The sequence below is a fragment of the Parasedimentitalea maritima genome, assembly GCF_005771405.1.
Taxonomy (GTDB): domain Bacteria; phylum Pseudomonadota; class Alphaproteobacteria; order Rhodobacterales; family Rhodobacteraceae; genus Parasedimentitalea; species Parasedimentitalea maritima.
Window position 1 is genome coordinate 1 of sequence record NZ_VAUA01000010.1, and the last position, 24740, is coordinate 24740.

At 54.3% G+C, this 24740-nt stretch carries 24 protein-coding genes, 1 tRNA gene and 1 pseudogene; 15 read left to right on the forward strand and 11 right to left on the reverse strand.

Annotation, left to right across the window (positions count from 1 at the left end):
* Nucleotides 1-247: pseudogene (locus FEE96_RS23700) on the forward strand (hypothetical protein); the annotation flags it as partial.
* Nucleotides 244-489, forward strand: coding sequence for a hypothetical protein (locus FEE96_RS17845; RefSeq protein ID WP_138164487.1), 246 nt, complete (start codon nucleotides 244-246; stop codon nucleotides 487-489). The pseudogene FEE96_RS23700 and the gene FEE96_RS17845, both read left to right, overlap by 4 nt.
* Here the strand turns inward: FEE96_RS17845 and FEE96_RS17850 are convergent.
* The 3 genes from FEE96_RS17850 to FEE96_RS17860 all read right to left on the reverse strand — a co-directional run bounded on the left by FEE96_RS17850 (nucleotide 473) and on the right by FEE96_RS17860 (nucleotide 3599).
* On the reverse strand, nucleotides 473-1435 hold the full coding sequence (locus FEE96_RS17850) for a tyrosine-type recombinase/integrase (RefSeq protein ID WP_138164488.1): 963 nt from the start codon (nucleotides 1433-1435) through the stop codon (nucleotides 473-475). The two genes, FEE96_RS17845 and FEE96_RS17850, sit on opposite strands and share 17 nt — an antisense overlap.
* A 141-nt stretch (nucleotides 1436-1576) precedes the next feature.
* Nucleotides 1577-1663 (reverse strand) — tRNA-Leu (locus FEE96_RS17855).
* A 217-nt stretch (nucleotides 1664-1880) separates the two neighbouring features.
* Nucleotides 1881-3599: a caspase family protein gene (locus tag FEE96_RS17860; protein ID WP_138164489.1), complete on the reverse strand. Its 1719-nt coding sequence runs from the start codon at nucleotides 3597-3599 to the stop codon at nucleotides 1881-1883.
* 129 nt (nucleotides 3600-3728) lie between these two features.
* Between FEE96_RS17860 and lipB the strand changes: the two genes are divergently transcribed.
* A complete protein-coding gene (lipB, locus tag FEE96_RS17865; RefSeq protein WP_138164490.1) occupies nucleotides 3729-4382 on the forward strand; it encodes a lipoyl(octanoyl) transferase LipB in 654 nt (217 codons plus the stop codon).
* Between the two features lie 7 nt (nucleotides 4383-4389).
* Here the strand turns inward: lipB and FEE96_RS17870 are convergent, their stop codons facing one another.
* Together FEE96_RS17870 and FEE96_RS17875 are read right to left on the reverse strand one after the other, a co-directional pair.
* The gene (locus FEE96_RS17870; RefSeq protein WP_138164491.1) at nucleotides 4390-6096 is read right to left on the reverse strand and encodes an alpha/beta hydrolase; all 1707 of its coding nucleotides are present in this window, start codon (nucleotides 6094-6096) and stop codon (nucleotides 4390-4392) included.
* Between the two features lie 234 nt (nucleotides 6097-6330).
* Nucleotides 6331-6753 (reverse strand): HIT family protein, encoded by a 423-nt coding sequence (locus FEE96_RS17875; protein WP_138164492.1) that lies wholly within the window; start codon nucleotides 6751-6753, stop codon nucleotides 6331-6333.
* 313 nt (nucleotides 6754-7066) lie between these two features.
* Here FEE96_RS17875 and ctaD point away from each other — a divergent pair, with 313 nt between their 5' ends.
* The 3 genes from ctaD (at nucleotide 7067) to FEE96_RS17890 (ending at nucleotide 10416) form a co-directional block, all read left to right on the forward strand.
* Nucleotides 7067-8740: a cytochrome c oxidase subunit I gene (gene ctaD, locus FEE96_RS17880; protein WP_138164493.1), complete on the forward strand. Its 1674-nt coding sequence runs from the start codon at nucleotides 7067-7069 to the stop codon at nucleotides 8738-8740.
* Between the two features lie 220 nt (nucleotides 8741-8960).
* Nucleotides 8961-9479, forward strand: a complete 519-nt coding sequence (locus FEE96_RS17885) for a DUF2244 domain-containing protein (protein WP_138164705.1) — start codon at nucleotides 8961-8963, stop codon at nucleotides 9477-9479.
* 181 nt (nucleotides 9480-9660) lie between these two features.
* A complete protein-coding gene (locus FEE96_RS17890) occupies nucleotides 9661-10416 on the forward strand; it encodes a prephenate dehydrogenase (protein WP_138164494.1) in 756 nt (251 codons plus the stop codon).
* A gap of 95 nt (nucleotides 10417-10511) precedes the next feature.
* Here FEE96_RS17890 and FEE96_RS17895 read toward each other — a convergent pair whose 3' ends face one another.
* Complete coding sequence (locus tag FEE96_RS17895; protein ID WP_138164495.1) at nucleotides 10512-10985, reverse strand: GatB/YqeY domain-containing protein; 474 nt, start codon at nucleotides 10983-10985, stop codon at nucleotides 10512-10514.
* Nucleotides 10986-11168: 183 nt separating this feature from the next.
* Here FEE96_RS17895 and carA point away from each other — a divergent pair, with 183 nt between their 5' ends.
* Together carA and FEE96_RS17905 are read left to right on the forward strand one after the other, a co-directional pair.
* Nucleotides 11169-12338 (forward strand): glutamine-hydrolyzing carbamoyl-phosphate synthase small subunit, encoded by a 1170-nt coding sequence (gene carA / locus FEE96_RS17900; protein ID WP_138164496.1) that lies wholly within the window; start codon nucleotides 11169-11171, stop codon nucleotides 12336-12338.
* A gap of 98 nt (nucleotides 12339-12436) precedes the next feature.
* Entirely contained in the window at nucleotides 12437-14338 is a 1902-nt protein-coding gene (locus FEE96_RS17905; RefSeq protein ID WP_138164497.1) for a glycosyltransferase, read from the forward strand.
* On the opposite strand, the gene FEE96_RS17910 is transcribed toward FEE96_RS17905, so the two are convergent.
* Nucleotides 14335-14985: a GntR family transcriptional regulator gene (locus FEE96_RS17910; protein WP_138164498.1), complete on the reverse strand. Its 651-nt coding sequence runs from the start codon at nucleotides 14983-14985 to the stop codon at nucleotides 14335-14337. The two genes, FEE96_RS17905 and FEE96_RS17910, sit on opposite strands and share 4 nt — an antisense overlap.
* Before the next feature lie 140 nt (nucleotides 14986-15125).
* On the opposite strand from FEE96_RS17910, the gene FEE96_RS17915 reads away from it, so the two are divergent.
* The 4 genes from FEE96_RS17915 to FEE96_RS17930 all read left to right on the forward strand — a co-directional run bounded on the left by FEE96_RS17915 (nucleotide 15126) and on the right by FEE96_RS17930 (nucleotide 18057).
* Nucleotides 15126-15770, forward strand: a complete 645-nt coding sequence (locus FEE96_RS17915; RefSeq protein WP_138164499.1) for a pyrimidine 5'-nucleotidase — start codon at nucleotides 15126-15128, stop codon at nucleotides 15768-15770.
* Nucleotides 15771-15857: 87 nt separating this feature from the next.
* A complete protein-coding gene (locus tag FEE96_RS17920) occupies nucleotides 15858-16064 on the forward strand; it encodes a hypothetical protein (protein ID WP_138164500.1) in 207 nt (68 codons plus the stop codon).
* An 80-nt stretch (nucleotides 16065-16144) separates the two neighbouring features.
* A complete protein-coding gene (locus FEE96_RS17925; RefSeq protein WP_138164501.1) occupies nucleotides 16145-17341 on the forward strand; it encodes a UbiH/UbiF family hydroxylase in 1197 nt (398 codons plus the stop codon).
* On the forward strand, nucleotides 17338-18057 hold the full coding sequence (locus FEE96_RS17930; RefSeq protein WP_342770977.1) for a M50 family metallopeptidase: 720 nt from the start codon (nucleotides 17338-17340) through the stop codon (nucleotides 18055-18057). Before FEE96_RS17925 ends, FEE96_RS17930 begins: the two co-directional genes overlap by 4 nt.
* On the opposite strand, the gene FEE96_RS17935 is transcribed toward FEE96_RS17930, so the two are convergent.
* The 3 genes from FEE96_RS17935 to FEE96_RS17945 all read right to left on the reverse strand — a co-directional run bounded on the left by FEE96_RS17935 (nucleotide 18045) and on the right by FEE96_RS17945 (nucleotide 20185).
* Entirely contained in the window at nucleotides 18045-19169 is a 1125-nt protein-coding gene (locus FEE96_RS17935) for an aminotransferase class V-fold PLP-dependent enzyme (RefSeq protein WP_138164502.1), read from the reverse strand. The genes FEE96_RS17930 and FEE96_RS17935 overlap by 13 nt on opposite strands.
* A gap of 105 nt (nucleotides 19170-19274) precedes the next feature.
* Entirely contained in the window at nucleotides 19275-19733 is a 459-nt protein-coding gene (locus FEE96_RS17940; RefSeq protein ID WP_138164503.1) for an Lrp/AsnC family transcriptional regulator, read from the reverse strand.
* Nucleotides 19730-20185, reverse strand: coding sequence for an Lrp/AsnC family transcriptional regulator (locus FEE96_RS17945; protein WP_138164504.1), 456 nt, complete (start codon nucleotides 20183-20185; stop codon nucleotides 19730-19732). The genes FEE96_RS17940 and FEE96_RS17945 overlap by 4 nt, the downstream gene beginning before the upstream one ends.
* A 131-nt stretch (nucleotides 20186-20316) precedes the next feature.
* Here FEE96_RS17945 and ilvC point away from each other — a divergent pair, with 131 nt between their 5' ends.
* The 3 genes from ilvC (at nucleotide 20317) to FEE96_RS17960 (ending at nucleotide 23386) form a co-directional block, all read left to right on the forward strand.
* The gene (ilvC, locus tag FEE96_RS17950; RefSeq protein ID WP_138164505.1) at nucleotides 20317-21339 is read left to right on the forward strand and encodes a ketol-acid reductoisomerase; all 1023 of its coding nucleotides are present in this window, start codon (nucleotides 20317-20319) and stop codon (nucleotides 21337-21339) included.
* Nucleotides 21340-21422: 83 nt separating this feature from the next.
* A complete protein-coding gene (locus FEE96_RS17955) occupies nucleotides 21423-22337 on the forward strand; it encodes a DMT family transporter (RefSeq protein ID WP_138164506.1) in 915 nt (304 codons plus the stop codon).
* Nucleotides 22338-22429: 92 nt separating this feature from the next.
* On the forward strand, nucleotides 22430-23386 hold the full coding sequence (locus tag FEE96_RS17960; protein ID WP_138164507.1) for a DMT family transporter: 957 nt from the start codon (nucleotides 22430-22432) through the stop codon (nucleotides 23384-23386).
* On the opposite strand, the gene glmM is transcribed toward FEE96_RS17960, so the two are convergent.
* Nucleotides 23383-24729 (reverse strand): phosphoglucosamine mutase, encoded by a 1347-nt coding sequence (glmM, locus tag FEE96_RS17965; protein WP_138164508.1) that lies wholly within the window; start codon nucleotides 24727-24729, stop codon nucleotides 23383-23385. The genes FEE96_RS17960 and glmM overlap by 4 nt on opposite strands.
* Between the last annotated feature and the right edge of the window lie 11 nt (nucleotides 24730-24740).

Consider the following 24740-nt stretch of genomic DNA (forward strand, 5'->3'; position numbering starts at 1 on the left):
CGATCTTCTCGCCAGGGCTCTTGGTTGTCTTTCTCATCTTCCACTCCTCAGTGGTGACGATGAGCCAGAAACACTCTCTTATCAAATTACCCTATTTGGACCCATAGGCGCTGACGTCAGACAGTCCTCGATACACCGCGCCTCACCCGGTCCAGATCGCTGGAAAACACGCTCCAAGACCTTCACCGGCATTGCATTGGCTATGGCCGATCAATGGGGCAGCTATGCAATGGAGAAAGCAGCATGACAAACCAACCCGCCCAATTGATTGCGATCGATCCTGACGCCCTCAATGGCCTAATTGCCGAGGTCAAAGCGCTGCGCAATGAAGTGAGACAGGCACGGATCAAGCCGGCCAATAAATGGATCACAATTAAAGAGTATGCCGCAATCATTGGAAAATCAGAAAGCACCGTGAACCGGCACATCGCTCTAGGTAAAGTCGTGACACACCCTGAAACGCGACTGGTTGCTAATCCAAACGCATAGCCAGCGCCTCGGCATCCTCGTTGTAGTACACTTGCAGCATCCGTAAATCGCTGTGGCCCACGGTTCGGGCCAAGGCCAGCACATCCAACTTCTGTGATAGCCGCGTAATCGCCTCATGCCTGCTGTCGTGGAAGGTCAGCCCTACCACCCCAGCCCGATCGCGCTGCTTGCGAAACAGAACATCCAACTGCCGACTGCTTAGTCCAAATACTGGGTTCAATTGAGGCAGCACTTTCAACAACCGAACGGCCTCAGTTGACAGAGGCACGTCACGGGGCCGCCCGTTTTTGGTGTGCATCAACCGGGCAACGCGGCGATCCAGGTCAACCCGATCCCATTCAAGCCCTGCTATCTCACCCGCGCGCATTGCCGTTTCAATCGCGAACAGGAAGGCATGGAACGCTCTTGCCGTTAGTTTAGTCAGATCCTCACCCGCGCTATGACGCATCCGATCGATCTCATCCAAGCTTGGTCGCCGATCACGCGGTGGCGGCTTTGAGGGCCGCTTTACATCACTGATGGGGTTCTCAGAAATCATCCCCCATTCTTTGCGCGCCACGTTTAACACTGCGCTCATTAGCTGCATTTCTCTGATCACTGACGCTGGTGCGACCTCGCCCATACGACGATCTCGCCAGCCTGCAAAATCGCGCGGGGCAAGATCACCAAGCTTTTTGTCGGCAATCTTATCACGCTGCAGCTTCTCAAGGCGCACCACCTCCCAACGGCCACCGCGTTTTTGCGGCGATCGCTCTCGGGCATATCGATCCATCAGCGCTCCAAAGGTCGAAACCGCCGCAATCTTATCGCCGTTCAAAAGCTCATATTCTGCGCGGGCTGCCCAATCCTTGGCTGCCTGCTTAGTCGGAAAGACTCGGGATTTGCGAACGCCTTGCCTTGCGATCTCGGCCCTGTATCCTGATTTTAGTTTTCTAATAGACGCCATAATTACGCACCGTGCGGAAAATATGCGTAAACCATCGCGTAAAACTACGCTTATAGCCACCCATAGCTTGATGGCATTTCGCGTAAAACAGGCAAAACGCCCTGTTTTAACTGCATTTTCCAGTAATGTAAGGAAAGTAGTTGGTGCGGTCGAGAAGACTCGAACTTCCACGGGTGTTACCCCACAGCGACCTCAACGCTGCGCGTCTACCAATTCCGCCACGACCGCACTGTCAGGCTTGGTAAGGCGGCGTATAGACGAGGTCTGCAACGAAGTGAAGTCGAAAGTTGCGTCCATTGGCAAATTGTTTTCCAACAGCGCATTCATTGAACTCAATTTTGCATACCCGCTCTCGAACTTAGGCCAGAACATTGAATTAAAACACAAATCCAGACCAGGAAAGTGGTCTGGATTTGCAATTCATCGCCTTCTTACAAAAAGATCATCAATTGCCAGATCCCTGTGCTGTGCGGGCCAGAAACAGATCACCGGACATCTGATCGTAGTAGGCTGGAAACTGGTCATGATTGACCTCAGACGCCAGAACCTGAACATCACGGCGAACCTGCTTGGCCAACTGATGCAGCGTCATGCTTGGGTCCTGCAACCGAGGTAACAGCGCTCGTGTAAACACTGAGTTTGGATTGGCATCATTATCAGAAAGGCGATCAAGCGCGGTCTGCCCTGCCCCAGCGGAGTAAAGAATAAACGCTCCTTCGGGCGGATCCATCCGTACCAGCCCCCGACTTCCACCCACCGAACGTTTGCCATCGGATGGGAAGGGGTTATTGCGGCAAGCGTCAAGGATCATAACAGTGGTGCGTGCGCCTCTTTTTTGAAATGTCTCAAGAACGCGATCTGCTGCAATACTTTCCCCAGTCAGAAAGCTCTCATCTCCTAAATTGATCACCGGCACATCAGATGGCAGCAAAAAATTTCGCCCTTCGACTTCAACGCCGTGCCCCGCGAAATAAAACAGAACTTCGTCTCCGGGATCGATTTTATTGGCCATGGTGGACACCGCGCCATTTATGTCCCGACGACCGGCATCGTACAAAGTGCTCACCTCAAAGCCTAGCCCAACCAATGTCTGGCTGATTGCCTGCGCGTCATTGCGAGCTTTTTGCAAAGCTGTAACATTATCATAGTTGTCTACACCGATGACCAACGCCCACCGTTTATTCTGAGGCACAACAGCCGGCTGCGTTTGCTGCGGCGTGGCGGAGGCTGTTACGATCTCTCCGGAATTTGGCAATGCGGCAACAACAGTTCCCAAAGGTGCCGCCTGTGTCTGCCCATTTTGGAAGACTTGACCTTGTGGAGCAGTCTGTCCCTGAGCCGCAAATTGTGCCTGTGGAACAAATTGACCTTGAGGTGACTGCTGCACCTGCGGTGCATATTGGCCTTGAGGTGCCGTGTATTGCCCCTGACCTGCATACTGCCCTTGAGGTGCGTATTGACCCTGAGGCGCTTGCTGACCCTGCGGTACGTATTGTCCTTGCGGGGTATATTGCCCTTGCGCGCCATAGGTCTGCACGTTTGTCTGGGCACCCGCGTTATAAGTCGGCTGCTGCCCCGACTGTCCATACTGCTGTGGAGCGCCATATATGTTTGGGTTTGGGTTGGTGTTCACCATCATCGTTTGAGGTTGATTAAACTGCTGCTGGTTTTGCATCGGCATATTTGGCTGTGGCACCATGCGTTCTGACAGATAAATCTTCAACAACCCTCGTGGTCCGTCTGGATGTGCCATCGCCTGCTGCGAGGCCAAATAGCCACTGGAAACCGCTCGCTTGTACGAACTGATCAAGAGCTCCTGCCCGTAAGGGCTAAGCTGGCCCGACACAGGGTATCCGAGATAAGCTTGATATTGAGAGACCGCCGTTTTGGTCTTGCGCCCAAGCTGACCGTCAACCGATCCCGCATCAAACCCAAAATAGTTGAGAGAGCTTTGAATCTCTTTCCCTTCCTGGGTGGAGGGTAACCTCGATCTCTGCGTTCCACCTCGTTGGCGACGCTTACCGCCATTGGAAAGCGCGCCGCCAATCAATCCACCAATAAGAGCCCCGGCGGCAAAATCACCGGCATCTGCTGATACCCGCTCTACGGGTGCTAATACCAAAGCACAGGAAAATATTGCTGTAGTTAGGAATTTAAGTTGCATTTCAATCTCCAAAATCACTCGCGAACCAACAACTGGCTTAACAATAACTGATAAACCCATCTTGAAAAGGCTGGAATTCACCACCCCAAAACACTTATGAAGGCGTAAATGGCAATAATGAGATTAAATATGGTTGAATGGATCACCAGCGACGGGCTGACCGATTATGATGAAGCCGTAACCTTTATGGAAAATCGGGTCGCAGCCATTGCAGCTGGCAAGGCCGAAGAATGCATCTGGTTGGTCGAGCATCCAGCACTTTATACCGCCGGGACCTCTGCCAAGCGTGAGGACCTGACCGACCCAGATCGGTTCCCTGTCTATGAGAGCAAACGCGGCGGCCAATATACCTATCACGGCCCGGGCCAACGAGTTGTCTATGTGATGCTGGATGTCGGCAAGCGTGGGCGGGACGTGCGTCGTTTCGTGCAACAGCTAGAACAGTGGGTGATCTTGACCTTGGAGCAGTTCAACATTACGGGGCACATCCGCGAAGGTCGCGTCGGCGTTTGGGTAGAGCGAGACGACAGACCGCTGACGGCCTTGGGGGCGAAAGCCGAGGACAAGATAGCAGCAATAGGAATCCGGCTACGAAAATGGATCAGTTTTCACGGCATTTCGATCAATCTCGATCCTGATCTCAGCCACTTTGACGGCATTGTGCCCTGTGGCATCACTGAGCATGGGGTTACCAGCCTCGTTGATTTGGGCCTGCCCGTCAGTATGCCTGATGTTGATATCGCTCTGCATCATGGCTTTGGACAAGTTTTCGAGACGGACTGAGCCCTCCCTACCTGTCCGCCAATTCCTCTAACGCTGAGAATACCAATTCCGGGCGGGTGTATAACAACAACCCTCCGCCGCCATGGCACAGCCGGACCTGTACATTGCTTCGTCCTATCATTGCTCGCTGCAGACGTTCAGTCGAAGTGACCTGATCGCCTTCACCATGCAGGTAGATTACCGGCGCCGTAGGGCCATCAATATGACGTCGCCAATCGTTAACAATCCAATGAAAGTCGGCCATTAGCCCCGTACACTGCTGCATCAAAGACATGTCATGACTGGACTGAAGAAGCGCCGTCATCGTTGGGCTTTCCAACAGATCGTTTGCGTCGCCATCAATTCCAGGCTGCGATCGCGCAAGTGTCATTAGACCGTTCTGTCGAATGGACCGCGCCCAGTGCTTAACCACTAAGGGCATAATCTTAGGGCTATAGGTTGCAGTTAGCGCCATCATCCGCAGATGCCCCGTCAGGCTGGACAGCTCTCGCAGGTTCTGTGTTGGCCCCATACCTGAGACAATTACAGCCCCGGCGACCCGGTCGCGCAGTCTTCGTGCTGCTATATGTGCAAATGAGGCGCCCCCTCTGTGCCCCAACAGAATTGGACGCTGCAGGTTTTCCTGTTCCAACAACCCTTCCAGCTGATCAATAAAGATGTCAAAACTGCGTTCTGGCGTTGGCGTCGGGCCGGAACACCCATAGCCACAGCGCAGCGGAGCATACACGCGAAACCCGCGTTTCCTGAACTGTGATTGCAGCCGCTGCACCCCAGAAATACCATCCAGTAGGCCGTGCAAAAAAATGACCGGTTGCCCGGTGTCCGCGCCTATTTTGTAAAACTGTAGCGGATGATTGCTCGAACGCACCAACCGTCCTTCTGGTGGTGGTTCGACACCGCTTGCAATGCGGTCATCCGTAGCAAGCTCGTCTATGAGAAAGCAAAACAAGCGGAGCATTTCAGCCAACCCCGGGGCGCCAGTTTTGGCGATGATCATTTGTAGCTGTGCTTCAAGGCCTACCAACCCACCATGGGTGGTCATGGCTAGATCCTCAAGGCTTTCTCCTTCGAAAATACTGCCTAACAGCTCCAGTTCTTGCAGATGCAGCCCAAACGTTGCCGCCAACATATCCCTGGCACGTTTCGTCCATTCAAAATCCAAGGCCTCTATCATCACACCAAAAGAGGCCTGTAGACCATATCCGCTGCTGACCGACCTGCACAGCAGCCTGCGAGCTCCATCAAGCCTTAGCAAAACCTCAGGGCCATTTCGGCTATGGGCAGGCAGTCCCAACTGTGACAATCGCCGTTTGACCCTGGCTTGACCGTTTAGGCTAAGATCCAGAGCTGTCAGCACATCGACATCATCCTTTTGCAGAAAAGCCCGTGCGACGCGACTGGCACGGGAAACTTTTCCATCTACGTCCAATAGTATCCAAAAGTTATCGCCCCCTTCAAAAAATTGCGCTGGTTTTGGACGGCCGGATCTACTCCACTGTTGTTCCAATATCTCGACCGCACGGGCAAAATGCAACGCAAGGTCCAGATCTGCTCCTGGCTTTTGCAGCTGTGGGGGCTGAATAGTTTCAGCAGGTCTAGAAATTTCATTTTCTGTCGGCTTCAAAAAGAAATCGCACAGCTCAGATCGAATTACGGTTTCATATATAGCAGCAATAGTCTGATGCTGAGACAAGGCATGTACACGCTGTAACAATGTCACATCGCTCCTAAAAGAAGTCTTCGAATCAATTATTAACGAGCCTATACGGCAAGCCTGATAAGCAATATTTGATCACAAAAAGTTACCAGAACTATGTGAATAAATTATTTATCAGGGAATTGCATTATCGAATATCAACGCAACGTATAAATGTACGCAGCTGCGCCAGGATGCCTAATGCATTTCCGAGCAGCGGAATTCAGATCAACGCCCATTGAGTAATGATTTTTACAACTTTAGCAGAGTGTTGCGAATTTTTTCCGCATTTTTCTGAATGACGTCTTGATCACCCATCTTTCCTGGCGCCCCAAGGCGATCACCTGCCTGCCGTGGGAGCAAATGGAAATGCAAATGGAAGACTTCCTGTCCACCAGCGGCTTCGTTGAATTGTTGCAACGTGATTCCGTCAGCGTCAAAACTCGACATTAGCGCACGGGACATTTTCTGAACGGTCTTCATTACCGCCGCTAGTTGGTCAGGTGTTGCATCAAGAACATTACGGCAAGGTGTCTTGGGAATAACAAGAACATGTCCATCAGCACGCGGCATAATATCCATAAACACCAGCGTTTCACTGTCCTCATAGACCCGAGTAGCTGGAATTTCCCCACGTAGGATTTTGGCAAAAATGTTGTCCGTATCGTAGTTCATGGTGCGTCCTTGCAAAATTGCGAGCTGAATTGCCCCTTTTAAGTTCCACTTTCAGACCGTCAAGACCTGGACCTTTAGATGACCGCGCTGACGACAACCTGTTCGCAATACGTACCAATGCACTGAGAAAACTCCCATTCCTTAATTCCGGCCAGTCAATTTTCAACCAACACAGAGGGGGGCGCGTCAATTTATCTTGATCCAGATCAAACTCCGCCATTGAAGGCACAGCCTTGCCACTCTAAAAACCCTATGAATCAAGGTGCCCGGAGTCCGCTCTCGGGGCCTTTCTATATATAACAGGAGGCACCAAATGGCAGACGCAGCCATTCATGGTCACGATCACGTGGACGAGCGGAGCTTTTTTACCCGCTGGTTCATGAGTACGAACCATAAAGATATCGGCATTCTCTACCTGATCGTTTCGGCACTTGTCGGTCTGATCTCTGTCACGTTCACCGTTTACATGCGGCTAGAACTGATGGATCCGGGCGTTCAGTATATGTGTGCCGAAGGCGCACGGTTGTTTGCTGATGCTTCAGCGGAATGTACCCCGAACGGCCACCTCTGGAACGTTCTGATCACGGCCCATGGCATCCTGATGATGTTCTTTGTGGTCATCCCAGCTCTGTTCGGTGGTTTCGGCAACTACTTCATGCCGCTGCAGATTGGTGCGCCAGACATGGCCTTCCCGCGGATGAACAACCTGTCATTCTGGCTCTATGTTGCTGGTACCTCGCTGGCAGTTGCTTCGGTACTGTCGCCTGGTGGTAACGACCAGCTTGGTTCAGGTGTTGGCTGGGTTCTATACCCGCCACTGTCCGTAAACGAAGGTGGTCTTTCGATGGACCTGGCGATTTTCGCGGTTCACGTCTCGGGTGCCTCTTCGATCCTTGGTGCGATCAACATGATCACCACATTCCTGAACATGCGTGCCCCTGGCATGACCCTGTTCAAGGTACCGCTGTTTTCGTGGTCGATCTTTGTCACCTCTTGGCTAATCCTATTGTCGCTGCCTGTTCTGGCCGGCGCCATCACCATGCTGTTGATGGACCGCAACTTTGGTTTCGCCTTCTTTGATGCTGCCGGTGGCGGTGATCCAATCCTGTATCAGCACATCCTTTGGTTCTTTGGACACCCCGAAGTTTACATCGTGATCCTGCCTGGCTTTGGTATCATCTCTCACGTGATTGCGACCTTTGCGCGCAAGCCAGTCTTTGGTTACCTGCCAATGGTTTGGGCGATCATCGCAATTGGTGTTCTGGGCTTCGTCGTTTGGGCGCACCACATGTACACCGTTGGCATGTCGCTGAACCAACAGGCCTACTTCATGCTGGCCACGATGGTCATCGCGGTTCCAACCGGTGTTAAAGTGTTCTCTTGGATTGCCACCATGTGGGGCGGTTCCATCGAGTTCAAAGCCCCTATGATGTTTGCCTTTGGCTTCCTGTTCCTGTTCACCGTTGGTGGTGTAACCGGTGTGGTTCTGTCGCAGGCTGCCGTGGATCGCTTTTATCACGACACCTACTATGTTGTGGCACACTTCCACTACGTGATGTCGCTGGGTGCGGTGTTCGCCATCTTTGCTGGTATCTACTATTACTTCGGCAAGATGACCGGCCGTCAGTACTCTGAGAAGCTTGCACATGTGCACTTCTGGATGTTCTTTGTCGGTGCCAACGTGACCTTCTTCCCTCAGCATTTCCTGGGTCGTCAGGGCATGCCACGTCGTTACATCGACTATCCTGAGGCCTTTGCCTACTGGAACTATGTTTCGTCAATCGGCGCATTCATCTCGTTTGCTTCCTTCCTGCTGTTCTTTGGTATCGTGATCTACGCTATGATGCGTGGCGCACGTATCACCCAGAACAACTACTGGAACGAATACGCTGACACGCTGGAGTGGACCCTGCCGTCACCTCCACCAGAGCACACCTTCGAAATCCTGCCAAAGCAGGAAGACTGGGACAAAAGCCACTCCCACTAAGGACTGGCAATGTTAGAAAAGGCCCCGAAGCAGATTGCTTTGGGGCCTTTTTCATTTTCGCAGTATCCTTGCCTTCTCACTCGCTGATCAAGTGGCAAAACAAACCAGCGCATTCTGCATAGGCTGGGTTGGCTGCCGATATGGTGTATAAAAAGCACTCCCACTAATGGTGTGGCGCTTTATGATGAATGAAAACGCCGCAACACAGATTGATCTCTCAATGCCATACACCTGGATCACTCCTGCCACCGACGACGACGGTGAACTACACCTTTGGCCTCATCAGTCCCTCCCTGTTACGGGCTATGTAAATATTCTGGCCATGGCGGCCGTTCTGATCTGCGTTCCTCTGCTGCCAGTACTAGGCAGTGTCATCTTGTGGGGGGTGTTGCCGTTCCTGCTGGCCGCCTTGTTTGGACTAAAATGGGCGCTAGACCACAACCGACGCGACCAGCAGATACTGGAGATCCTGACCTTGGATTCCGAAACCGCGCGCCTGATACGCAATTCTCCGCGCCAAGAGGAACAGTCTTGGAACTGCAATCGATACTGGACTTCAGTCCGGTTACATAAAGAAGGCGGCCCTGTACCCAATTATGTCACCCTGCGCGGCAACGGTCGTGAAGTCGAAATTGGTGCCTTTTTGTCTGAGAACGAGCGCAAGTCACTCTACCAAGAACTAGCGACATCTTTGCCAGCCCATGGCCCCCCGCCAGCAACCCCGTCAAATGAACTTTGACATGAAGAACAACTTGGACTACCCAAACCCTATGCAAATGCTGACCAACCACCTTCTAAACAGCTATTATCCGCCCTTCACATAACGGCGGTCCCTTCATCTATCTCATGTTCAACCGCCGCGTACCGGCGGGCAGAACACACACTCTTGGCTTGGTATCGCGGCCCACTGGAGCGAACCAATGCCCCCTGTCTCACATATCAATACCATAGGCCTGTTTGGCTTTGGTCAGTTTGGCCGCCTGATCGCCAAGCATTTGTCCCCGCATTTTCAAATGACGGTGCATGACCCTTATGCCATAGTATCAGAGACAAAGGCATATCACTTTGACACGGCAGCCCAGACAGCAAATTGCGACTTGGTGATCCTTGCTGTTCCGGTCAGCAACATAGCCAGTACCTGCCAGTCTATTCGTAGCCACTTGAAACCCGGCTGTATCGTGATGGATGTTGGCTCTGTCAAAATGACAACTGCAAAGGCGATGCAAGACCACTTGCCAGCCGATGTCGACCTGATTGGAACCCACCCTCTGTTTGGTCCACAAAGCGCAACTGGATCTCTGTCCGGGCGCAAAATCGCCCTCTGCAATATCCGTGGTCAGGCAGATCGTCCTGTAAGTGTCTTCTTGCGGCGAGTTCTGCATCTACAGGTCTATAGCCTGAGCCCAGAAGACCACGACCGTGAGGCTGCAGTCACTCAGGGTTTGACCCACCTGATCGCCAAGGTGTTGACCCAGATGGGTCCCTTACCCACCAGGATGACAACGGTTAGTTTTGATCTATTGCTTCAGGCAACGGCAATGGTGCGTCATGATCCACCCAATGTGTTTTCCGCAATTGAAGAAGAAAACCCATTTGCGGCAGACGTGCGAAACGAATTCCTTGCCCTTGTAGCAGACCTGGGTGCCAATCTTAGGGTTACATCGCCTGAGCAATGAGGTTCTCAACGCACAGAAAAGGCGGCCTCAATTGGGCCGCCTAATTCAGCACATCACATGCATTATTCTTTTAGAGCTCACTCAAAAGGGAGATTTCAGCAGTCTCCACCCGAACAGAGCTGATCCTTGACCAATGGGCCAACTTTACCAAAGTCCATTTGGCCAGTGTATTTTGCCTTCAGTGCTCCCATCACTTTACCCATGTCGCGAATCGAATTGGCACCTGTTTGGGTAACGGCCGCTCGAACCGCTTCAACCACTTCACTGTCTGCCAACTGTTTGGGCAAAAATTCTTCAATAATGGCAATTTCTTCAAGCTCTCGCTCAGCCAGATCCAACCGCCCACCTTCTTCGTAGGCGCGGGCGCTTTCATTGCGCTGCTTCGTCATTTTGCTAAGAATCGCCAATACATCGTCATCTGCAACGACAATCTCTTCACCGTCGCCGCGGGCTGCGATTTCCTTGTCCTTGATCGCAGCATTGATCAGACGCAAAGTGGCCAAGCGACTGGCGGCCCGATCTTTCATCGCCTGTTTCAGGGCCGTGTTGACCCGTGTGCGCATATCCATTTTACTTCCATCCCCATGGCATTGGAAATCACAGCCTTACCCAATGAACTGTCGCTAGACAAGACCGCACAGTCCAGCCTGGCGTGATAGGGCGTTCCGCATTGGCAATAATTGGCCGGGCTTGACCCGCTCTCGCCCTCCCCTTAAGTACCCTTGAATTTATCCCACATGGAGACTCGCGCAATGGCCGATACTGCCCCGTCCAAGCCCACCGCATGCCTGGCAATGGCTGATGGTACCGTGTTTTACGGCGTTGGCTTTGGTGCCACCGGACAAACCGTAGCCGAGCTCTGCTTCAACACCGCGATGACTGGGTATCAGGAAATCATGACTGACCCTTCTTATGCGGGCCAGATCGTGACCTTCACCTTCCCGCATATCGGCAACACCGGTGTTACCCCCGAAGATGATGAAACGGCTAACCCGGTGGCTGCGGGCATGGTGGTCAAATGGGATCCCACTCTTGCCAGCAACTGGCGCAGCACAGAAGAGCTGAAAAGCTGGCTGACCCGCACCGGCCGCATCGCCATTGGTGGTATCGACACCCGTCGCCTGACGCGTGTCATTCGCCAGCAAGGTGCCCCACATGTCGCTATGGCCCATGATCCCGATGGCAATTTCGACGTCGATGCACTGGTGGCCGCCGCCCGTGCCTGGTCTGGTCTGGAAGGGATGGATTTGGCCAAAGAGGTCACCTGTGCGCAAAGCTACCGCTGGGATGAAATGCGGTGGGCCTGGCCTGATGGTTACCCGCGCCAAGAAGCCCCCAAGCACAAAGTTGTCGCCATCGACTATGGTGCCAAACGCAACATCCTGCGCTGCCTCGCGTCTGCGGGCTGTGATGTCACCGTGTTGCCCGCCACAGCCACCGCCGAAGAGGTTTTGGCCCACAACCCGGATGGGGTTTTTCTTTCCAATGGTCCCGGCGACCCGGCAGCGACTGGCGAATATGCCGTGCCGATGATAAAAACCATTCTGGACACCACTGACTTACCGGTCTTTGGTATCTGCCTCGGTCACCAGATGCTGGCGCTAGCGCTGGGTGCTAAAACCATTAAGATGAACCACGGCCACCATGGTGCCAACCACCCCGTCAAAGAGCTGGAGACGGGCAAGGTTGAGATCACATCAATGAACCACGGCTTTGCTGTCGATGCACAGTCCCTGCCAGAAGGTGTGACGCAGACCCATGTGTCGCTGTTCGACGGATCCAACTGCGGAATCCGCTTGTCCGGCCGCCCTGTTTTCTCGGTTCAGCAGCACCCCGAAGCCAGCCCTGGCCCACAAGACAGCTTTTACCTGTTTGAGCGTTTTGCCGAAGCTATGGAAGCCCGCAAAACAGTCGACGCGTAAGCCTAGAGTAAAACCCAGCCGCCAAGTCATTTGGTTAATGGGCTGTTAACCACCGTTCGCCACGCTGCCCTATGGGCTAAATGGCAAACGGTGGGGATATGCAGGATCGTTCGGCAGGGATTCTTCATCATCGCCCTAAGCGACAAACTCCCTATCCACGCTTACCGCTTGGCCGCCACCTTCTAGACATTCAAGCGATCCAAGACACTGACTTGTTGCGGGCACTGGTTCTACAACGACACCAGAAAGCCCCGCTAGGCCATATTCTGATCAGTCAGGGCTGGGCCAACAAGGATCAGGTTTTGCATGCCCTGTCCCGTCAACACGGAATCCAACAAGTAGACCTGTCCAAACACACACCAGATCCCCGACTGCTGGGCCGCAAACCAGCGCAATTCTGGATCGGGCACAACGCCCTGCCCTGGCTGCAACTTGGGCCAGTTACCGTGATCGCCGTCGCCCACCCCGAACACTTCCACGCGTTGAAACAGTCGTTGAAAGGCAGTTTTGACCAGATCCGGCCGGTTTTGGCTGCTGAGGATCAGATTACAGCCCTGCTTACCGCATATTTCCGCGAGGAGTTGGCTCTGGCTGCCAACACCCGCGTGCCCCTGCACAACAGCATCCGCCATTGGCAAACCTCAAACCAACATCACCTGCCGCTGATCATGATTACAATTCTTACTGGGCTGATGTGGTTCGCTCCAGTTCTGATATTCACCCTTTTCTGCGCTCTTTCAGTCCTCCTTCTCGGCCTGTTCGTCGGGTTGAAGATGTGTGGGTTCATCACCCACCTAACCCACGAAGGACAGGTAGCAACCACGCCGCTGTCACATGAGCTTCCCCATGCACCACAACGACTGCCCCGGATCTCAATGTTGGTCCCCTTATTTCACGAACCAGAAATCAGTCGAAAATTGGTCCATCGCCTCCAAAAGCTGACCTACCCCCGTTCGTTAATCGAGGTGGTTTTGGTGCTTGAAGAGCATGACACGGTGACCCGCACCGCGCTGAAGGCTGCGTCCCTGCCGCGTTGGATGCATATCATCGAGGTCCCGCATTTAGGAACGCTTACAACAAAACCCCGGGCTATGAACTACGCACTCAACTTCTGCCAGGGCGACATCATTGGGGTTTGGGATGCCGAAGACGCCCCAGTGCCCGATCAGCTGGAAAGGGTCGCGCGCAGTTTTGAACAAACAGCTGACAATGTGGCCTGCCTGCAAGGCGTATTAGACTATTACAACCCCCGCACAAACTGGCTGTCACGGTGTTTTACTCTGGAGTATGCCAGCTGGTTCCGCGTTGTTTTACCCGGTTTGGCCCGACTGGGGATGGTCCTGCCGCTTGGTGGCACCACCTTATTTGTGAAGCGCGCTGCATTAGAAAGTCTGGGCGGCTGGGATGCTCATAATGTCACCGAAGATGCGGATCTGGGTGTGCGTCTGGCCCGGGCAGGCTATCTGACCGAAATGATAGACACAGCAACGTTTGAAGAGGCCAATTGCCACCTCTGGTCATGGATCCGGCAGCGTTCACGCTGGCTCAAAGGCTTCATGGTGACGTATCTCGTGCACATGCGGCGACCACGCTTATTGCTAGCCGAGCTGGGCTGGAAACGGTTCCTAGGGTTTCAGGCATTCTTTCTTGGCACAGTTGGTCAATTCCTGCTGGCGCCATTTCTATGGTCATTCTGGCTGATGCTACTGGGGGTACCGCACCCCAGTGCAAGCATACTGCCAATGAACGTCCTTTATGGCACCGCGGCATCGCTGATGCTCTTCGAGTTGCTAGGGATCAGCATTGCCATCACGGCGTCTTTTGCTTCAAACCGGCGCAGCTTGGCCTTCTGGGCACCAAGCATGATCTTATACTTCCCACTTGGCTGTATTGCCGCATTCAAGGCCCTGTATGAACTGGTTTGGCGTCCCTATTACTGGGATAAAACGAGCCATGGTCACAGCAATGCAGAAACGCAGACGACAAACCTGCAACATTAATTGTTGCTGCGCTTTCCAGCATCCTGTTTTAGCCGTGTCATGAAGGCGACTGAAATGTGATCGTTCAGGGCTTGCCCAGCGGCCTCTTCATCACGTTTCTCGATGGCACTGACGATTTTCTTATGTTCACTTTGTGCAATCTCTCCTCGACCGTGAGCTGCAAGTGAGGTTGTCGCCATAAGAGCCATCGTCCGGTGCACAAGGTTCAATTGCTGAACAAGATACCGGTTGTGGGACGCAAGGTGGATTTGCTCATGGAACCGGCGGTTGGCTTTGGCCAGCGCCACCGGGTCGTCAACCAGCGCATCATCGGCTGCCACCATATCGCGCAAAACTTGGATCTCTTCTTCAGTCGCATGACGCGCTGCCAACTTCGCCGCCAGCCCCTCCAACTCACGACGGACCACGTACAGCTCTGCCATTTGGTTGTGGTCTAGCGAGGCAACAATGAGTGAACGGCCGTCGCGTTCCAGCAGGGATTGGGTCTCAAGGCGCTGAAGCGCTTCGCGGATTGGGGTGCGTGAGACGCCAAACCGTTCTGCCAGGTCACTTTCAACGAGGCGGTCACCGGGTTTATAAACACCGACATCGATCGCTTCGAGGATCAGGCTATAGGCATCTTTCTGATTGTGTCGGCTCTGGCTCATGATCACTCTCGATTTGGGTTATGCCTGTTTACATGGCCCGTTGCCTTTCAATCAAGCCCACGGCGAACTTGCGGGGCAAATCGACACAGCAGCCCACGCTTTTGTTTGCAAATCAATCACGTGCTGCCTAAGCCTGCGGTATGGTCAAAGATAACTTCTCACACGTCACTCATTGGGTATTCGATCTCGACAATACCCTATATCCGCCATCCGACCGTCTGTTCGATCAGATCGAGGTCAAAATGACGCGTTATGTGATGGACGCGCTGAAGGTTGATCAAGCTGAAGCCAATCGCCTACGCAGCCTGTACTGGCGCGAACACGGAACAACCTTGGCGGGGTTGATGCGTGAACATGATCTGGACCCAGTGCCCTATATGATCGAAGTGCATGACATTTCGATGGACCATATGAAGAAAGACCCCGCTCTTGCGTCCAGAATCAGCCACCTACCAGGACAAAAGATCGTCTATACCAATGGCAGTGCCCCCTATGCGGAACGTGTACTGGCGGCGCGTGGACTGAACGGATTGTTTGACGGGATCTATGGTGTTGAACATGCCGGGTATCTGCCAAAACCAGAGCGCAGCGCGTTTGATCGCGTGTTCTCCCAGGCGGGTGTTGTCCCTGAAAAGGCGGCAATGTTCGAAGATGATCCGCGTAATCTGGCAGCACCACACCAGATGGGTATGCGCACCATACATGTCGCACCGGATCCGCTTGATGCGGGTCACATTCAGTATCACACCGACGATCTGACAGAGTTCCTGCGGCATTTCGACTAACATCAATGCTTTGAGGTAAGCGTCACTTTTCCTCGTCATAAAAATACATATATCACAGTCATCTTTCATCCATTTCAAGACTGCACGATGACCGACACTACCGTTGCCAAACCTCTTTTGCCAACCGCTAAGAGATCACTATCTCCTGACGCCAAGATGTTTCTGGCCATCGCAGTTTTTTTGCTTCTTTGGGCGCTGTCTGTCGTCACTTGGGGTATTCCCGGCCTATACATGCCTGCAGTTGCCATGGTCCCGGTGATTTTTGCCATTCTCATGCTGATCACACGCGGTTGATCACAATCCCTGCGACCGCTTGGCGCTTGCCATTTCCCTGTTCTCAGGCCTAGATCAACCCATAAACAGAGGGCTGAAAAATGGCTGACACCTGCGACATCCTGATTTCCGGCGGCGGCATTGCGGGTCTCACCGCAGCTGCTGCTTTTGGCTCGGCTGGTTTTGACGTGATCTGCGTTGATCCTACTGCACCTGTGACAGAACGTGACGCCGAAGGGTCAGATCTGCGCACAACCGCTTTTTTACAGCCAGCACAAGAGTTATTGCAGCGCTGTGGATTGTGGGACCGGCTGGCGGATCACGCTGCTGCCCTGCAAATCATGCGCATTGTTGATGCCGGTGGTGAAGTACCCGAACCTCGTGTGATCAAGGATTTCAACGCCGCAGACCTGTCGGACAAACCCTTTGGCTGGAACCTGCCCAACTGGCTGCTGCGTCGCGAGATATTGGCACGCCTGGACGAGCTGTCCAATGTCGATTTCCGCCCAGGTGTTGCCACCACCAGCCTGTTCACCCGCACTGCCGAAGCCCGTGTTGGCCTCAGCGATGGCAGCAGGGTCACAACAAAATTGGTCATAGCCTGTGACGGCCGCAGCTCTCCCATGCGCGAAGCTGCGGGAATTGCGGTAAACACCACCCGTTACGGCCAAAAAGCGCTGGCTTTTGCGGTCACTCACCCAAAGCCGCACGACAATGTGTCGACAGAAGTGCATCGCTCCGGTGGGCCATTCACAATGGTCCCCCTGCCCGACCATAACGGACAACCAAGTTCGGCAATTGTCTGGATGGAACGCGGCCCAAAGGCACAAGAACTGCAAGCCTTGCCAACCGAAGAATTCGAGGTCGCGATGACACGGCGTTCCTGTGGCCAGTTGGGTGATCTGAAACTGGCTTCACGTCGCACCATATGGCCGATCATCAGCCAAGCCGCCGAACGGCTGAATGGCGAGCGGCTGGCTCTGATGGCCGAAGCCGCCCATGTGGTGCCGCCCATTGGTGCGCAGGGGCTGAACATGTCGTTGGGCGATCTCGCCAGCCTGCTGGAGCTTGCCGAAGCCCGCCGTGACGGTCTGGGGGATACTCAGATGCTAGAGGCCTATCACAAGGCGCGCCACAGTGAGATCAAGTTACGGGTCAAGGGCATCGATATGCTGAACCGGGCCTCGATGTTGGAAGCCCGGCCCTTGCGGGATATGCGGGCGGCCGCACTGAACGCCTTTTACTCCATCGCACCAGTTCGCAAGACGCTCATGCGTACCGGTCTGGGCACGAAGTGAGCCTGCGCCGGGTCAAACGGTTTTGCACCGGGCACTGGCAGTTGATGCTGCTGACTGCGCTAATCTTTGCGCTGTGGTCCACGCCAATTGTTGTGCCCCTCAAGATCCTGATCGTGTTGCTGCATGAACTCTCCCACGCGCTGATGACACTTCTCACCGGCGGGTCTGTCGAAAGCCTGACAATCGACCCACAACAAGGCGGAATGGTCATATCTCGCGGAGGTAGCCGCTTCCTGACGCTGAGCGCAGGCTACTGCGGCTCACTGCTGATTGGAGTGACACTGTTCCTGATTGCGGTGCGTACAAATTGGGACCGTTTTGTCATGGGGTTGCTTGCGGCAGTGATCCTTGCCGCTGCTGCCCTATACGTGCGCGACCTATTTGCCTTGGCATTCTGCATCGCCGCCGGCCTGCTGATGCTGGGCAGTTCCAAATATCTGTCGCATGGTTTCAACGATCTGGTGCTGCGGGTGATCGGGCTTAGCAGCATGATCTTTGTGCCCTACGACATTTTTAGCGACACAATTGCCCGATCTTACCTGCGCTCTGACGCCCGGATGTTGGCCGAGGAATTCGGCGGCCCCACCCTGTTCTGGGGTGGAGCCTGGTTGATTATCTCGGGTCTGATCATCATGCGCTGTTTGCGCCGTGGTCTTGGCGCAAACAGCAACATGTCATTGCGTCAGCTCAAACGCACTCGACGTCAGAGAACCTGATCCAGCGCCGTCTTGAGACGAGCCATAGTGGCATCCACATCATAGAGCTTATCCAGACCAAACAGGCCCAGTCGGAAAGTCTGGAAATCCCCGGGCTCGTCACATTGCAGCGGCACCCCGGCGGCGATCTGCATCCCTAAAGCGGCGAACTTCTTGCCGGTGCTGATGTCCGGATCACTGGTATAGCTAACCACCACCCCCGGTGCGCCAACCCCATCAGCAGCAACCGAGGTCACGCCGTTTTCCTTAAGCATGGCACGCACACCATCGCCCAGCTCCCATTGCGCCTCTCGCAGCTTGTCGAACCCGTATTCCTTGGTTTCGGCCATGGTATCGCGGAAATCCTTGAGCGCGTCGGTCGGCATAGTAGCGTGGTAGGCATGGCCGCCATTTTCATAGGCCTGCATGATGGTGCACCACTGTTTCAGGTTGATGGCAAAACTGTCAGACTGTGTCTCGGCCATCCGGGCCTCTGCCCGTTCGGACAACATCACCAGACCAGCACAGGGTGATGCCGACCAGCCCTTTTGAGGGGCGGAGATCAACACATCGACGCCAGTGCCTTTCATATCGATCCAGGCACAGCCCGAAGCGATGCAATCCAGAACCATCAATGCTCCAACTTCATGCGCAGCCTTGGCCATGGCTTTGACATAGGTATCCGTCAGGATGACCCCAGCCGCCGTTTCCACATGCGGTGCGAAGACAATGCTCGGTTTCTTTTCCTTAATGGCCGCAATGACCTCGCCGATGGGGGCAGGAGCAAAAGGCGACGGGCTAGTATTGCCGGTTTGGCGCGCCTTCATCACGGTAGTCGAGGATGTTAGGCCACCTGTTTCGAAGATCTGGCTCCAGCGATAGGAAAACCAACCATTGCGCACTACCAGCACGTCTTCGCCACGTGCAAATTGACGGGCAACGGCCTCCATCGCATATGTGCCACCCCCTGGGATCACAGCCACGGCCTCGGCCTTGTAGACCTCTTTGAGCATGGAATTGATATCCAGCATCACCTGCTGAAAGGTTTTAGACATGTGATTGAGCGAACGGTCTGTGAAGACCACCGAAAATTCATCCATCCCATCCGGGTCGACAGTTTGCAAAAGTGCCATTTCTGATCCTCCAAATAGCGTTGCACAATGGCTATCCTTCTGGGGGCAACTTAGCAAAGCCTTCTTTGGTCGGTGCTGTTTGAAAGTGTATTTGCGAACAGCGGATTACCCCAAAGGTCCCGGCCGCCTTTCTTCACTTAGCAGCACATTGGCCTCGACATCCCCCACCCCCGGCAAAGTCATCACCCGGCGGCGCAGCACTCGCTCAAAGTCAGCAATGTCACGGGCAGTGACCCGCAGACGGTAATCATACATACCCAATACGTGCTCTACCGTTTGCACTTCGGGAATTGCGCTGACCGCGCGTTCAAAGTCATCCAGACTGACCCGCCCCCTGGTGGCCAGTTTGATACCCAGAAACACAGTGACACCAAACCCCAGCTTTTCACGATCCAGATCCAGACGACGCCCGGCGATCACACCGCTGTCTTGCAACCGCTTTATTCGTCGCCATGTAGCGGGTTGGCTGAGCCCCAGTTGGCGCCCCAATGCCCCAGCCGACAAGTTAGCGTCCTGCGTCAATGCCAGCAGCAGTTTTTGATCGAACTCGTCGAGGTCGTTCATAGCGGCAGCCCTTCATCACTCTTGATCCGAGCCACATGCATCAGTGCCTCAATGTCAGCGATATGCGGTAGGGTCAGGATGCCCGCACGATAGATCTGCTGATAATGGGCCATATCCCGCGCGATCACGGACAGGCGCACATCCACCCGGCCCAGAAAGGTTTGGATCTCGATCACTTCGGGAATGCCGCGTGCTGCCTCGATAAAATCATCAAAAGCGCGGGTCTGGGTCTTGTCCAGTGTCACCCGCAGACTGACCTCAACCGCATAGCCAAGCGCCCGCCAGTTGATCACCGCCTGTTGGCCGCGCAGCACACCTGTTTCACGCAGCTTGTCCAACCGGCGGGTCAGGCGCGAGTTTGAGACACCCAAACGGTCCCCAAGATCAGGAATCGACTGGGCGGGATCACTTTGCAGGTTGCGTAGAATTCGTCGATCAAGGTTATCAAGCATGATTCAGTCGATATACTGCCAATCGACGAATGGATAGTGCGAAAATCGCCTGAAATACCTCAAAAACGCTCTCGAACCCTGTGTGCATATCACTATGATCGCCGCAGACATCAAACAAAGAGGACGTGGACATGCGCGTTTATTACGATCGCGATTGCGACATCAACCTGATCAAAGACAAAAAAGTAGCTATCCTGGGCTACGGTTCGCAAGGCCACGCGCACGCGCTGAACCTGCGTGACTCGGGCGCTAAGAACCTTGTCGTTGCTCTGCGCGAAGGTTCCGCATCGGCCAAGAAAGCCGAAGGCGAAGGCCTGAAGGTTATGGGCATTGCAGAAGCAGCTGCCTGGTGTGACGTAATCATGTTCACCATGCCCGACGAACTGCAGGCTGAGACTTACAAGAAATACGTCCACGACAACATCAAGCCCGGTTCGGCAATTGCATTTGCCCACGGTCTGAACGTTCACTTTGGCCTGATTGAGCCAAAAGAAGGCGTTGACGTGATCATGATGGCGCCAAAAGGCCCAGGTCACACCGTACGCGGCGAATATACCAAAGGCGGCGGCGTGCCTTGCCTGGTTGCTGTAGACGAAGACGCATCCGGAAAAGCGCTGGAAATCGGTCTGTCCTACTGTTCCGCAATCGGTGGCGGTCGTTCCGGTATTATTGAGACCAACTTCCGCGAAGAGTGTGAAACCGACCTGTTCGGCGAGCAGGCAGTTCTGTGTGGTGGTCTGGTAGAACTGATCCGCTGTGGCTTTGAAACTCTGGTCGAAGCTGGCTACGCACCAGAAATGGCCTATTTCGAGTGCCTGCACGAAGTGAAGCTGATCGTTGACCTGATCTATGAAGGCGGCATCGCCAACATGGACTACTCGATCTCCAACACTGCAGAATTCGGTCAGTATGTCACCGGCCCACGCATCCTGAACTACGACGAAACCAAAGCCCGCATGAAAGACGTTCTGTCTGACATCCAGTCCGGCAAATTCGTTCGTGACTTCATGCTGGAAAATGCTGTTGGTCAGCCAACAATCAAAGCATCCCGTCGTGCCAACGACGAGCACATGATCGAAGAAACCGGCGCCAAGCTGCGTGGCATGATGCCATGGATCTCGGCTGGCAAAATGGTCGACAAAGAAAAGAACTAAGGATTGCGGGTCTAGGCCCGCTTTCAACCTGAATACCCAGGGCGTCCCCGACCGGGGCGCCCTTTTTCTCTGGAGAACCAAACATGACTGCGCCTGTTGGAATGATGAACTGGGTCAAGCTATTGAGCCTTGGCCTGATTTGGGGCGCGTCTTTCATGTTTATTTCGGTGGCTCTGCGCGACTTGGGACCTCTCACCATCGTAGCCGGACGTGTTGGGCTGGGTGCAATAGTCCTGCTGGTCATCGTTCAACTAAAGGGCATTGGCCTGCCTGACTGGCGCAGCAACACAGGACAGCGTGTTTGGGCTGCAGCTCTTGCCATGGGTTTTTTCTCCAGCGCCATGCCGTTTGCCTTGCTAAGTTGGGGGCAAAAATACGTAGCCAGCGGGTTCGCGGGCGTTTGTATGGCTGTGGTGCCTTTATTTGTCCTGCCATTGGCGCATTTTTTGGTGCCAGGTGAGCGGCTGACCTTACAACGCGGCATCAGCTTCCTGGTTGGCTTTGCCGGAGTTGTTGTGCTGATTGGGCTGGATGCTTTTAAGCTGATTGGCAGCGATTTTGAGGCCCTGGCTAGAGTTGCCTGCCTTGGTGCAGCTCTTTGTTATGCCTTCGGGGCCATCATAACCCGGTTGTGCCCCAAAACAGATATGCTCTCCCTTTCTGCCGCTGCTCTGCTTTCGGCAACAGTTATGATCCTGCCTTTTGCACTGATCCTCGAAGGTGTCCCACAAATGCCATCTGCCTTGTCTTTGGCGGCTATTTTGTATTTGGGGCTGCTCCCAACTGCCTTGGCACAGGTTTTGCTGGTACAGGTCATTCGAGACGCAGGCCCGAGTTTTATGTCCTTGGTGAACTATCAGTTGCCCGTTTGGTCGGTGCTGTTTGGTGTTGTGCTGTTGAATGAAATCCTGCCACCACAGCTCTATGTGTCACTCGCACTGATCTTAGGTGGGTTGCTCCTCAGCAAGAAACGCCGCAGAGCCATCGTCGCCACCTAAAAGAACCAACACTTCGACCCAGAACGAAGGGATGGCAATTGACCCTGCCCACACTTTGACCTCATGTACCTGCACACCCGCGAGGAGCACACATGACCGAAATCACTGGGCGACATTGGCTAATGGTCGCGATTCTGGGGCTGACCTGGGGTGGGACATTTCTGGTGATTGAGATCGCGCTGCGCGGCATCACACCATTTTGGCTGGCCGCGGCCCGGATTACCCTTGGTGCGCTCTTTACCACTGCCATTTGGCAGTTTCGCGGTGGCAAGCTGTTTTCTGCGCCCCCTGCCCCGTCCAACAAAATCGCCATATGCGCCCTTGGACTTCTCAGTTCAGCACTTCCGTTCATCCTGCTGAACTGGGGGCAGCAATATGTCACCTCTGGTTTCGCCGGGGTGTCGATGGCCTCGGTAGCCTTGATCGTGCTTCCATTGGCGCATTTCTTTGTTCCAGGTGAACGGCTGACATGGCGCCGGGCCCTGGGGTTTATCATCGGCTTTGTCGGGGTTGGCATACTGATCGGGGGTCAGGCCTTTAGCTCGAATGGAGCTGAGCTAGAGCTGTTCGGACGCATTGCCTGCATGAGTGCAGCCTGTTGCTACGCCTTCAGCTCAATTTTGATACGGCGGATGCCCAAAATCGATCCTATTGGAATGACAGCCGTTCTTTTGATCATTGGCGCCATGGTGGTCATCCCTTTGGCGCTGCTCGTCGAAGGCTTGCCACCGATTGTGGATAGGCAGACGTTGATTGCTACGGCCTTTCTCGGCCTGGTTCCGACCGCAGCGGCCAGTATTTTGCGGGTTTCGGTCGTGCGCAGCGCAGGACCGGTGTTCATGTCCTTAGTAAGCTATCAGGTGCCGGTTTGGTCGGTGCTGTTGGGCACCCTATTCCTCGCAGAACCGTTGCCCAGTGCAATGGTTTGGGCGCTGACGCTAATCCTGTGTGGAATGGGGCTCAGCCAATACGGTGCACTGATGCGACTGTTTGGACGCACACAACCAACCGCCAGCGTTACCCAACATATTAAGCGGAAAAGCCTCTAGATAGTCACTGCAGTGCTGACTGCATCGACAACTGAATCCACAGTTTTGTTCAGCAAAGCTTCATCCTCGCATTCGGCCATCACCCGGATCAGCGGCTCGGTGCCCGATTTTCGGATCAGCAAACGCCCCTGCCCGTTCAACGCCTGTTCGGCGCCTTGGATCGCGTCTTGAACTTGCTCGACTTCAAGCGGGGTTTGCCCTGCTTTGAAACGGACGTTCTTCAACAGTTGCGGCACTGGCTGGAACTGTTCTGCCAACAGCGAGGCCTTCTGCTCAGAGCGCACCATCTCAGCCAGGAAATGCAGCCCAGCCATCAACCCATCCCCGGTGGTCGCATAATCGGACATCACAATATGGCCGGATTGCTCGCCACCCAGATTAAAGCCGCCGCTGCGCATCCGCTCGACCACATAGCGGTCGCCTACAGCTGAACGTTCCAACCCAATTCCCCGTTCATTCAGGAAACGCTCAAGGCCAAGGTTGGACATCACGGTGGAGACCAGTGCACCGCCCGTCAACAAGCCCTGTTCGGCCCAACGCGAAGCCAAAAGCCCCATCAGCTGATCACCGTCCGCTACTTTCCCGTTTTCGTCGATCAGAATGACCCGATCGGCATCCCCATCAAGACAGATCCCGACATGGGCACCATGGGCAACCACGGCCTCTGCAGCGGCCTGCGGATGGGTGGACCCGCACCCATCATTGATGTTCACACCATCCGGCGAAACTCCGATTGGCACCACCTCGGCGCCCAGCTCCCACAAAATTTCTGGCGCCGCACGATAGGCTGCACCATTGGCACAATCGATCACCACCTTCAGCCCATCAAAGCGGATATCCTTGGGCAATGAGCTTTTAACCCGTTCGCCATAGCGAAAGCGCGCATCATCAATCCGCTTGGCCCGGCCAATATTAGCGGTTTGAGCGGGTTCAACTCCGTTTTCAATCAGCGCCTCCAGCTCAAGTTCAGCACTGTCCGACAATTTGAACCCATCTGGGCCGAAAAATTTGATGCCGTTGTCCTCAGCCGGGTTGTGACTGGCTGAAATCATCACCCCAAGATCGGCCCGCATGGACCGCGTCATCAAACCTACAGCCGGGGTTGGTACCGGCCCCATCAACAGCACATTCATGCCTGTTGATGTCAGCCCTGCGGTCAGTGCACTTTCGAACATATAGCCAGACAACCGAGTATCTTTGCCGATCATCACTCGGTGCACACCCGAGGCATCTCTGCGGAAATAGCGCCCAACCGCTGCACCGATGCGCAGCGCCATTTCAGCGGTCATGGGGTGAATATTGGCGGTGCCACGCACGCCGTCAGTACCGAATAGTTTACGCATTTTGGTCTTTC

What these genes read in the sequence shown, in the direction of transcription:
- lipB (WP_138164490.1), top strand. Translation starts at nt 3,729, where the DNA reads ATGGTTGAATGGATCACCAGCGACGGGCTGACCGATTATGATGAAGCC.
- glmM (WP_138164508.1), bottom strand. Translation starts at nt 24,729, where the DNA reads ATGCGTAAACTATTCGGTACTGACGGCGTGCGTGGCACCGCCAATATT.
- FEE96_RS17875 (WP_138164492.1), bottom strand. Translation starts at nt 6,753, where the DNA reads ATGAACTACGATACGGACAACATTTTTGCCAAAATCCTACGTGGGGAA.
- FEE96_RS17910 (WP_138164498.1), bottom strand. Translation starts at nt 14,985, where the DNA reads ATGAGCCAGAGCCGACACAATCAGAAAGATGCCTATAGCCTGATCCTC.
- FEE96_RS17960 (WP_138164507.1), top strand. Translation starts at nt 22,430, where the DNA reads ATGACCGAAATCACTGGGCGACATTGGCTAATGGTCGCGATTCTGGGG.
- FEE96_RS17890 (WP_138164494.1), top strand. Translation starts at nt 9,661, where the DNA reads ATGCCCCCTGTCTCACATATCAATACCATAGGCCTGTTTGGCTTTGGT.
- FEE96_RS17860 (WP_138164489.1), bottom strand. Translation starts at nt 3,599, where the DNA reads ATGCAACTTAAATTCCTAACTACAGCAATATTTTCCTGTGCTTTGGTA.
- FEE96_RS17940 (WP_138164503.1), bottom strand. Translation starts at nt 19,733, where the DNA reads ATGAACGACCTCGACGAGTTCGATCAAAAACTGCTGCTGGCATTGACG.
- ilvC (WP_138164505.1), top strand. Translation starts at nt 20,317, where the DNA reads ATGCGCGTTTATTACGATCGCGATTGCGACATCAACCTGATCAAAGAC.
- FEE96_RS17895 (WP_138164495.1), bottom strand. Translation starts at nt 10,985, where the DNA reads ATGGATATGCGCACACGGGTCAACACGGCCCTGAAACAGGCGATGAAA.
- FEE96_RS17945 (WP_138164504.1), bottom strand. Translation starts at nt 20,185, where the DNA reads ATGCTTGATAACCTTGATCGACGAATTCTACGCAACCTGCAAAGTGAT.
- FEE96_RS17845 (WP_138164487.1), top strand. Translation starts at nt 244, where the DNA reads ATGACAAACCAACCCGCCCAATTGATTGCGATCGATCCTGACGCCCTC.
- FEE96_RS17915 (WP_138164499.1), top strand. Translation starts at nt 15,126, where the DNA reads ATGGTCAAAGATAACTTCTCACACGTCACTCATTGGGTATTCGATCTC.
- FEE96_RS17885 (WP_138164705.1), top strand. Translation starts at nt 8,961, where the DNA reads ATGCCATACACCTGGATCACTCCTGCCACCGACGACGACGGTGAACTA.
- FEE96_RS17920 (WP_138164500.1), top strand. Translation starts at nt 15,858, where the DNA reads ATGACCGACACTACCGTTGCCAAACCTCTTTTGCCAACCGCTAAGAGA.
- FEE96_RS17955 (WP_138164506.1), top strand. Translation starts at nt 21,423, where the DNA reads ATGACTGCGCCTGTTGGAATGATGAACTGGGTCAAGCTATTGAGCCTT.
- carA (WP_138164496.1), top strand. Translation starts at nt 11,169, where the DNA reads ATGGCCGATACTGCCCCGTCCAAGCCCACCGCATGCCTGGCAATGGCT.
- FEE96_RS17905 (WP_138164497.1), top strand. Translation starts at nt 12,437, where the DNA reads ATGCAGGATCGTTCGGCAGGGATTCTTCATCATCGCCCTAAGCGACAA.
- FEE96_RS17935 (WP_138164502.1), bottom strand. Translation starts at nt 19,169, where the DNA reads ATGGCACTTTTGCAAACTGTCGACCCGGATGGGATGGATGAATTTTCG.
- FEE96_RS17850 (WP_138164488.1), bottom strand. Translation starts at nt 1,435, where the DNA reads ATGGCGTCTATTAGAAAACTAAAATCAGGATACAGGGCCGAGATCGCA.
- ctaD (WP_138164493.1), top strand. Translation starts at nt 7,067, where the DNA reads ATGGCAGACGCAGCCATTCATGGTCACGATCACGTGGACGAGCGGAGC.
- FEE96_RS17925 (WP_138164501.1), top strand. Translation starts at nt 16,145, where the DNA reads ATGGCTGACACCTGCGACATCCTGATTTCCGGCGGCGGCATTGCGGGT.